General features: G+C 60.5%; 5 protein-coding genes. 4 read left to right on the forward strand and 1 reads right to left on the reverse strand.

The window, feature by feature from the left end:
* Positions 1 to 152: 152 nt before the first annotated feature.
* A complete protein-coding gene (locus ORK51_RS15845; RefSeq protein ID WP_266085746.1) occupies positions 153 to 932 on the forward strand; it encodes an abortive infection family protein in 780 nt (259 codons plus the stop codon).
* Between the two features lie 694 nt (positions 933 to 1,626).
* Here ORK51_RS15845 and ORK51_RS15850 read toward each other — a convergent pair.
* A complete protein-coding gene (locus tag ORK51_RS15850; protein ID WP_266085748.1) occupies positions 1,627 to 2,715 on the reverse strand; it encodes a hypothetical protein in 1,089 nt (362 codons plus the stop codon).
* An 872-nt stretch (positions 2,716 to 3,587) separates the two neighbouring features.
* Between ORK51_RS15850 and ORK51_RS15855 the strand changes: the two genes are divergently transcribed.
* The 3 genes from ORK51_RS15855 (at position 3,588) to ORK51_RS15865 (ending at position 6,315) form a co-directional block, all read left to right on the forward strand.
* Positions 3,588 to 4,376, forward strand: coding sequence for a DUF6988 family protein (locus ORK51_RS15855; protein ID WP_266085749.1), 789 nt, complete (start codon positions 3,588 to 3,590; stop codon positions 4,374 to 4,376).
* A gap of 263 nt (positions 4,377 to 4,639) precedes the next feature.
* Positions 4,640 to 5,557: a hypothetical protein gene (locus ORK51_RS15860; RefSeq protein ID WP_266085751.1), complete on the forward strand. Its 918-nt coding sequence runs from the start codon at positions 4,640 to 4,642 to the stop codon at positions 5,555 to 5,557.
* Positions 5,554 to 6,315: an AbiU2 domain-containing protein gene (locus tag ORK51_RS15865; RefSeq protein WP_266085753.1), complete on the forward strand. Its 762-nt coding sequence runs from the start codon at positions 5,554 to 5,556 to the stop codon at positions 6,313 to 6,315. Before ORK51_RS15860 ends, ORK51_RS15865 begins: the two co-directional genes overlap by 4 nt.
* Positions 6,316 to 6,607 lie beyond the last annotated feature (292 nt).

The following is a 6,607-nucleotide window of genomic DNA, read 5'->3' on the forward strand; positions in this document are numbered from 1 at the left end:
GCCTTGCGAAACTGGCCCTGCCTCATCCGCCTGACCGATACTAGGTGCCTGCCTTACGAGATCGCCGGATGCCACGTTTTTGCCCACCCTTAGGACAGCCCCGCCATTGGACTTGCCGTTGACGGCACGGTAGTCCATACAGGTCGCGTTGCATGAATGCGGTCGAGATTGAAGAGGCCATATCCGAGCTGGCCATCGCCGACTTTGAACCGGTTGAGTTCCCGTTCCAGTTCCTGGCAGCTTTCGGCAACAACGAAGTCACCCTCAAGCGCCTGCGGAAGGTTGGGTCCGGAGGAACCAACTTCTCCGACCTTCCCGGCGCAGTTCTTCAGCGGAACCACATCCATTTGGCCGTGTGCGAACCTGGCCGCGTGTGCGAAACCCTGGATGCCCTTAAGACCAGTCCCAAGAACGCGTCAAACAAGGTCAAGTTGGTGCTCACCACCGATGGGGACACTCTGGAAGCCGAGTATCTGGCCACCGGGGAGCTTTTGTCGTGTTCCGTATCTGAGTTGGCCGAACGCTTCGGCTTCTTCCTGCCGTTCGCCGGCACGGCAGCGCCAAGGAGCTGGTGGAGTCGTGCTGCAAGACCATTCTGGGCAAAATGGGGGTGGAGATCGGCAAGAGCGATGAACGACTTGGCCAAGAAACTGGCCAAGAGCTTGGACCTGGTGCCCGAAGGGATCGATGACCAAGCCAAGGGGGCCGAGTGCATCAAGCGCATCCTGAGCATCCTGAACCAAATCGCCGGTAACCTGGCCAACCTTCGCCGCCTCTACGGCACCGGCCATGGCAAGGATGGCAAGCACCGTGGGCTGCAGCCCCGGCATGCACGCTTGGCGGTGGCGTCTGCCGTGGCGTTCGTGGACTTCGTCACCGAGACCTACCGGGATCGGCACGTCAAGGCGAAACCGACGTCCACCGATCGCTGATCAACGCCTTTCAGCGAGCACGGGGTCAGCGCTCGTCTGTAGTAGGTGTGCCGGGAAAACAGATCGCGGATCAGCGGTGACCGCGGAAACCGCCCACGCACGATTGACCAGCTGGGCGCCGTAGCTCTGAAACTCCCGTTCGATACCCATGTGCTCCCCCTTATGTGACGCAAGTATCGCAATGCCCCTTAGCGTCTTCCAGCGGCGACGCCGGGGTCACCGACACCGAGCTGGGCCCAAAGAGGCTGCCCCCAGGTTCGGCGAAGACCGTTATGGACCGCGTTGATCGCTGGTGGTTCACCTGAAGGGCCATTTAGCTCCTTCGTTTCACTTCCTAAAAACCGGGCCTTTCTCCCGGTTCTTGTCTTTAGTCAAAGTGATCCCCTTGCTGGTTTTTCGTGCAGGTGTATCCCAAACGTATGACGTTCGCGATGCGTGCCTCTGATACAGACCAACGATACGAAAGGGGGAAAAATGTTCATAGGATTCAGACTGACGAAGCGGCTTGGCGTTGGCGTGGGTGCTTACCTTGGCGAGGTTGTCTTCATGAGCCGGCCACCCTACGTGCAGATGGCCGTTCGCGTGCCCCGGGAGCTGAAAGACTGGCTTGAGCAGGTGGCAGCCCGGGAGGGGCTACACGCCAGCGAACTAACGCGCCTGTTGCTTCATGAAGGCTTGGCGCGCCGTGCCGCGATCAATGGGCGGGGGTCTTCACGATCCGGTGGTTGAGCAGCGGCCGAACAAAGCTGGCCGGCGTGGACTTGTCCAACGGTTGGGCGCGCACCTGGCATTGCCCACTCTCGCACAAGCGCAACAACTCCACTTCGTCGTAGATTTCGCGCTGACCATCTTTGGTGTTGCCCATCTTGGCCACCCGGAACGCCACGTTTCCCGTGTCTCGGTCCCTCATCCGCACCGGGACGATCACCCTTCCATCGTGGCGAACCAGGTGGAAGGCTCGGGCAAAACGGTCGTCGTTGGGCGCCTTGGTTGGCGAAATTGGCACTGGCGGCGTGGACGGCTGGATCAGTGGCGGTGCCAGGCAAGGCGGGGTTGGCAGGTGCTGCGCTGGGGCCTTGTGGCCCAGCGCTTGGAGCGCCAGTTGCTTCTTGCGGCCGGGTTCAGTGGCGGCGTCACCGTAGATCCATGCTTGAAAAGTGCCGTTGGCCGGGCTGGGGTGCGAGGCAAACACCCACGTCCGGCCCTGGGCGCGAAAGGCTACGTCGTTGAGGTCTTGGAAGTCGTTCAACTGTTGGCGCATGAGCGCCTTAACCCCCTTCACGTAGGCATCGGTGGTCCCCAGCAAGACCACGCGCTCCACACTGTCAGGAAGCGGATCCAAGTGGCGTGCCACGCATGTTTTCATGGCTTCCAAGGGCAACGACGAACGCATGGCCCTGGGCATGATGGTGCCACTGCTGACCAGCTTGGCTTTCTCCATCACCGACAACCCACAGCGCACCAAGGAGGCGGCGCCCATGTGGTGGCTCTCGGCGGTCAGGGCGTCGTCGATCGTCTGCCCACCCAGATCAATCCCGAGCTCGTGCAGCACGGCCGCGAGGCGAGGGCGCATAGCACCTGCGAAGGCGACCCCGTCAAAGCTCCCATGTTGGGCGGCTGCAATTTGAGTGGCTCCCTTGGAAAAGCCCAAGACCAAGGTTTTAGGGGCGCTGGTTCCCCAGTAGGCGGGATTGGCACGGAGGTGCCAGTCCCCCTCCACGCGCACATCAAACCCTGGTGCATGGCATGCGCGGCACGCCTGCCAGCCGTGGTGAGTTGTCATGGGAGCCCCTGCATGATCTTAGAAGACCCATACAGTTAAAGCACGTGCGAACGGTATGCAAGAGCTTTTTGTCGGCGAAATGTGGCGAAAAATGGGGTGGCATGGGATGGTGTGCAATAGTGCGTGGCAGGACGGTGTGGAGCAGCCTGACACCATCATACGAAGGTCAATGGCATGGATGTTCCGGCTGAGTTGAACATGGAAGCGTGGCCGGCTGAGGTGGCCTTCGTGCCCTACGTCGGCCGCGGCTACTGGAAGGGATTTGAAGGGCGCCGCGTCTTGCTACTGGGCGAGTCCCACTACCGGGAGGCTGGGTGGACCGACGACCCCGTCATCACTCGTCCTTTCACTCGCGAAACATTTGGGGACATGGAGACTTGCGAAAGAAAAGGCGGTGGCAAGTTCTTTGATGAGCTGGATCGCCTACTGACAGGCCAAAGCAGCCCAAGTCTCCTGGATGCTGCTCAAGCTTGGCGGCAGGTGGCATTTTGCAACTTGTCCCAGCGCTTTGCCGGCACGAGAGCTGGACACCGTCCGTCTGGAACCGACTTCAACAAAGGGGGGCGCGTGCTCGTAGAGGTGGTCCTACCAATTCTCCAGCCAGACGTGATACTCGTTCTCGGGCGCACCGCTTGGCGAAGATTCGATCACGGGAAGCCGTCGGACCAGCCAAGCTTCCATGCGAGCCATGCCAGCTCCGAGGGCAGGAGGCGGCGCTATCTGGAGGAGCGCCACGTATGGTCTCTCGATTACGGCAACGGATGGGCGTGGATGACTTGGGTCTACCATCCATCTTGGAACCTAGATCGCTGGGAAGATCGTGCCGCAGCTCTGAGGCATCTCTTGAAATCCGCGAGTGAAAGGCAAAGGACATGACGCACAATTCGTTGAAGGGTGCGATTCGCGATGCGCTGGAAGCGCGCGCTGCCAAGCGCCATCCCACAGCTTTAGACATTGCACGGGAGGCCAGAGAGGCCAGAGCGAGCATGGAATTGAACATGTCCTGCATGGCCCGTATCACTGTTCCTGCCGACAGCGAGCGCCGCCGGGTGACCTTCCAGCTGTTTAGGGCGTCGATGGATTACGGCCGGGCGTTGCTGTTCCTCCTGGAGACCCATCCCATCGATCTTCCTGCGGTGGCCTTGGCGATGCACCGCTCCCAGATTGAGCAGTTCCTGCGGGCGGTGTTTGTCCAGTTTCTCGCCGACGTCGAACAGCTGGAGGACTTTCTCCAGGAAGATCGCGGCCCCCGAAAGAAGAACGAGAAAGGAAAGTGGGTGGCTATTGCCCTCAAAGACCTGGCCGGTGACGTGGAGCAGGCCATTGCACGGATCGGGCACGACGTTGAGCCTCAGAAGCTGGCTCGGACGGTGACCAATTCGTGGGACCCTCTTTGCGGACTGGTCCATGGCGGGAAGGCCATTCGGGTGATGTATCAAGACCCCAACGGGCAGATCGGGGCACATGTGCCAGCGGCCATTTTGTTTCAGACCACCGTCAACGCGGTGGCCACCACCAACTTGTGCGTCATTGCAGCACTAACCGCGGTTGGGGTTGGGGCCTTTGAGGAAAGCTCCGTTGTTGAGCAGTGTGCCAGCGGGATGTTGCACTACATGCAACAGAGGAAAGCTCGCATGGAAGAGCTGGCCTGGCCGCCGTAAAGGACCGGACACGCATTGTCGCGCTGCTCTGTACCCCCGCCAACGTTCGCTGGCGGGGAGAGTTGCAACCGGAGGTCTGCGAATCCTCGATTTAGGCGTCACCTTGGAGGCACTGTGTGGGCCCGGGGACGCCCTAGCGCCTGTGGTCAGCATGATGCCGCCCAACGAGGACTCACTAAAGGAGCGGGGAGACCGGTCCTTGTCGTTTCGCAGTCCAAGCCCTACCGCTACCATGGGTCAACAACCAAGGAGCAGGTATGGGAATGGAAAAGTTTGACTGGTCAATGGTGGAGTTCGCGCGGACGAAGTGGAGGAGCGAGGTCATTCCGGATGCCCTGCCCATCCTCATCCGATGGGCCCAAGAGGGAGAGGCCCATTCTTATAGCGACTTGGCCCAAGAGCTCCATGACAACTACGGCCACGACATCAAACCCCGAAAAGATCTTTACGGGACTGTGGCTGGTGGTGTGGCCCAGGCGCTCGAGTGGTTGAGCGAGCAGTGGGGCAAACCGATTCCACCCTTGCACACGATCGTGGTTAACAAGGCCACGAGGCACCCAGGAGAGGGCGCTATAACGATTTCGCCGGCTTACTTCGCGGGCAAGAAGTTGGACACGGAAGACGATCGCAGGGTGCACCTTCGTGAGGCCATGGAAGACGTGTTCACTTATCAGGACTGGGACAGGGTCGCCCGTGCTCTTGGGGCCACGATGCTTGCCCCGGCGAGCGGGCCGGTGGCAGAGGTTTCCTCCAATGCTCCCATTCCCTTGCCCAAGGTCCAACAGGGCGGTGGTACCGAGAGCGCCGAACACCGAGCGCTTAAACGCTGGGTGGCCAACCATCCGGAGGAGTTCATGGACTACGGCGATTTCACCGCGGGCACGAACGAGAAGCTCTTGAGTTCTGGCGATCAGTTGGACGCTCACTTCGACAACGGCAAGCATCGCCTGGCGGTGGAAGCTAAAACCAGCAAGTGCTCGGAGGACGAGCTCCAGCGAGGCGTCTACCAAGCGGTGAAATACCGCGCCATTGTCCGGGCCGAGCAGAAGGCGACCCGCCACGTGCCCAACGGGGAGGCGGTGCTGGTGTGCACGCGCGCTCCGAACGCGGAAACCCGAGCGCTCATCAAGCGGCTGCAGGTGCGGTTCCAGCAGGTGCCGGCGGAGGCGGAGCAGGAATGAAATCCGATGAACTGGAACAACGCATTCGCCAAATCGATGGATTCGTCCGCGTGCTCACGCAGGAGTGCCACATCCTCGACGAGCGCCGACACATTTTGTCCCCACTCATTCAAGACTCCGAGATTCAGGCGGGGCTGAAAGCGAAGCTGGACAAGACGCCGGGTGCCAATGCCTGGAACCACCTGGCGCCGCTTCTTGGACAAGACCTGGTGCGCGATCAGTCACGGCTTTTTCTGGACAACGATTCGCGGTCCGGTAGCCTGACCAACCTCTGGCGCAAGCTCCAAGCAGATCCCGCGATCAAGGAGCACTACCGGGAGCGCTACGGGCGCATGTTCGATCACTTCCACCACGAACCGATTGGTGACCTGCCGCCCGAAAGCTCAGCTGTTTTCCAAGAGAGGTTCAGGCAGAGCGATCGGGACGAGAATTACTCGCGCTTCGATAGTGGCTGGGAAAAGGTCTCCAATGAAATGGTGATCCTTGCGGCTGATCCCGTGGCAGCGAAAATCAAGACACTGCGGGACAAGCACCACGTCCACCTGGAAATGCGCAAGTTGGACGAGGAGCCCCGTGCCTTTGACATCAACACGCTTGGGTTGACCTTCAATGAGGTCTTTGCTTTTGGCGATCGTTGCCAAGCCACCGTGGCCGAGCTGGGGCTGCTCTTGACCGGAACCAGTTGGGATCCACAGCAATACGCGTCGGTTCACGAAGCCCAAGGCAAGGCGATGTGGAAAACCTTGGCTGGGATTTGACTTGAAAGCAAAACAGGGAAAAGCCCAGAGGTAGATACGCAAAGCGCCCCGGAAGGGGCGTTTTGCGTATCTGGCGGAGAGAAAAGGGTGCCGACGCCACGCGGGTTCGACGGATTCGCCGGGAGCGAATCCGGACAGCCGAATGGCTGGCCTTGGAGCGCGCGGAAGGGTTGGGTGCATGGATGCACCCAACAGTCCCAGGCCACCGATCAGTCATCAGCATGAAGCGCCCCGAAAGGGGCGTGACGCGATACCGCTGATCGCATTCGAACAGAGGCGGCACGCTTCGATG

The organism is Stenotrophomonas sp. RIT-551 (assembly GCF_026241915.1).
Taxonomy (GTDB): domain Bacteria; phylum Pseudomonadota; class Gammaproteobacteria; order Xanthomonadales; family Xanthomonadaceae; genus Stenotrophomonas; species Stenotrophomonas bentonitica_A.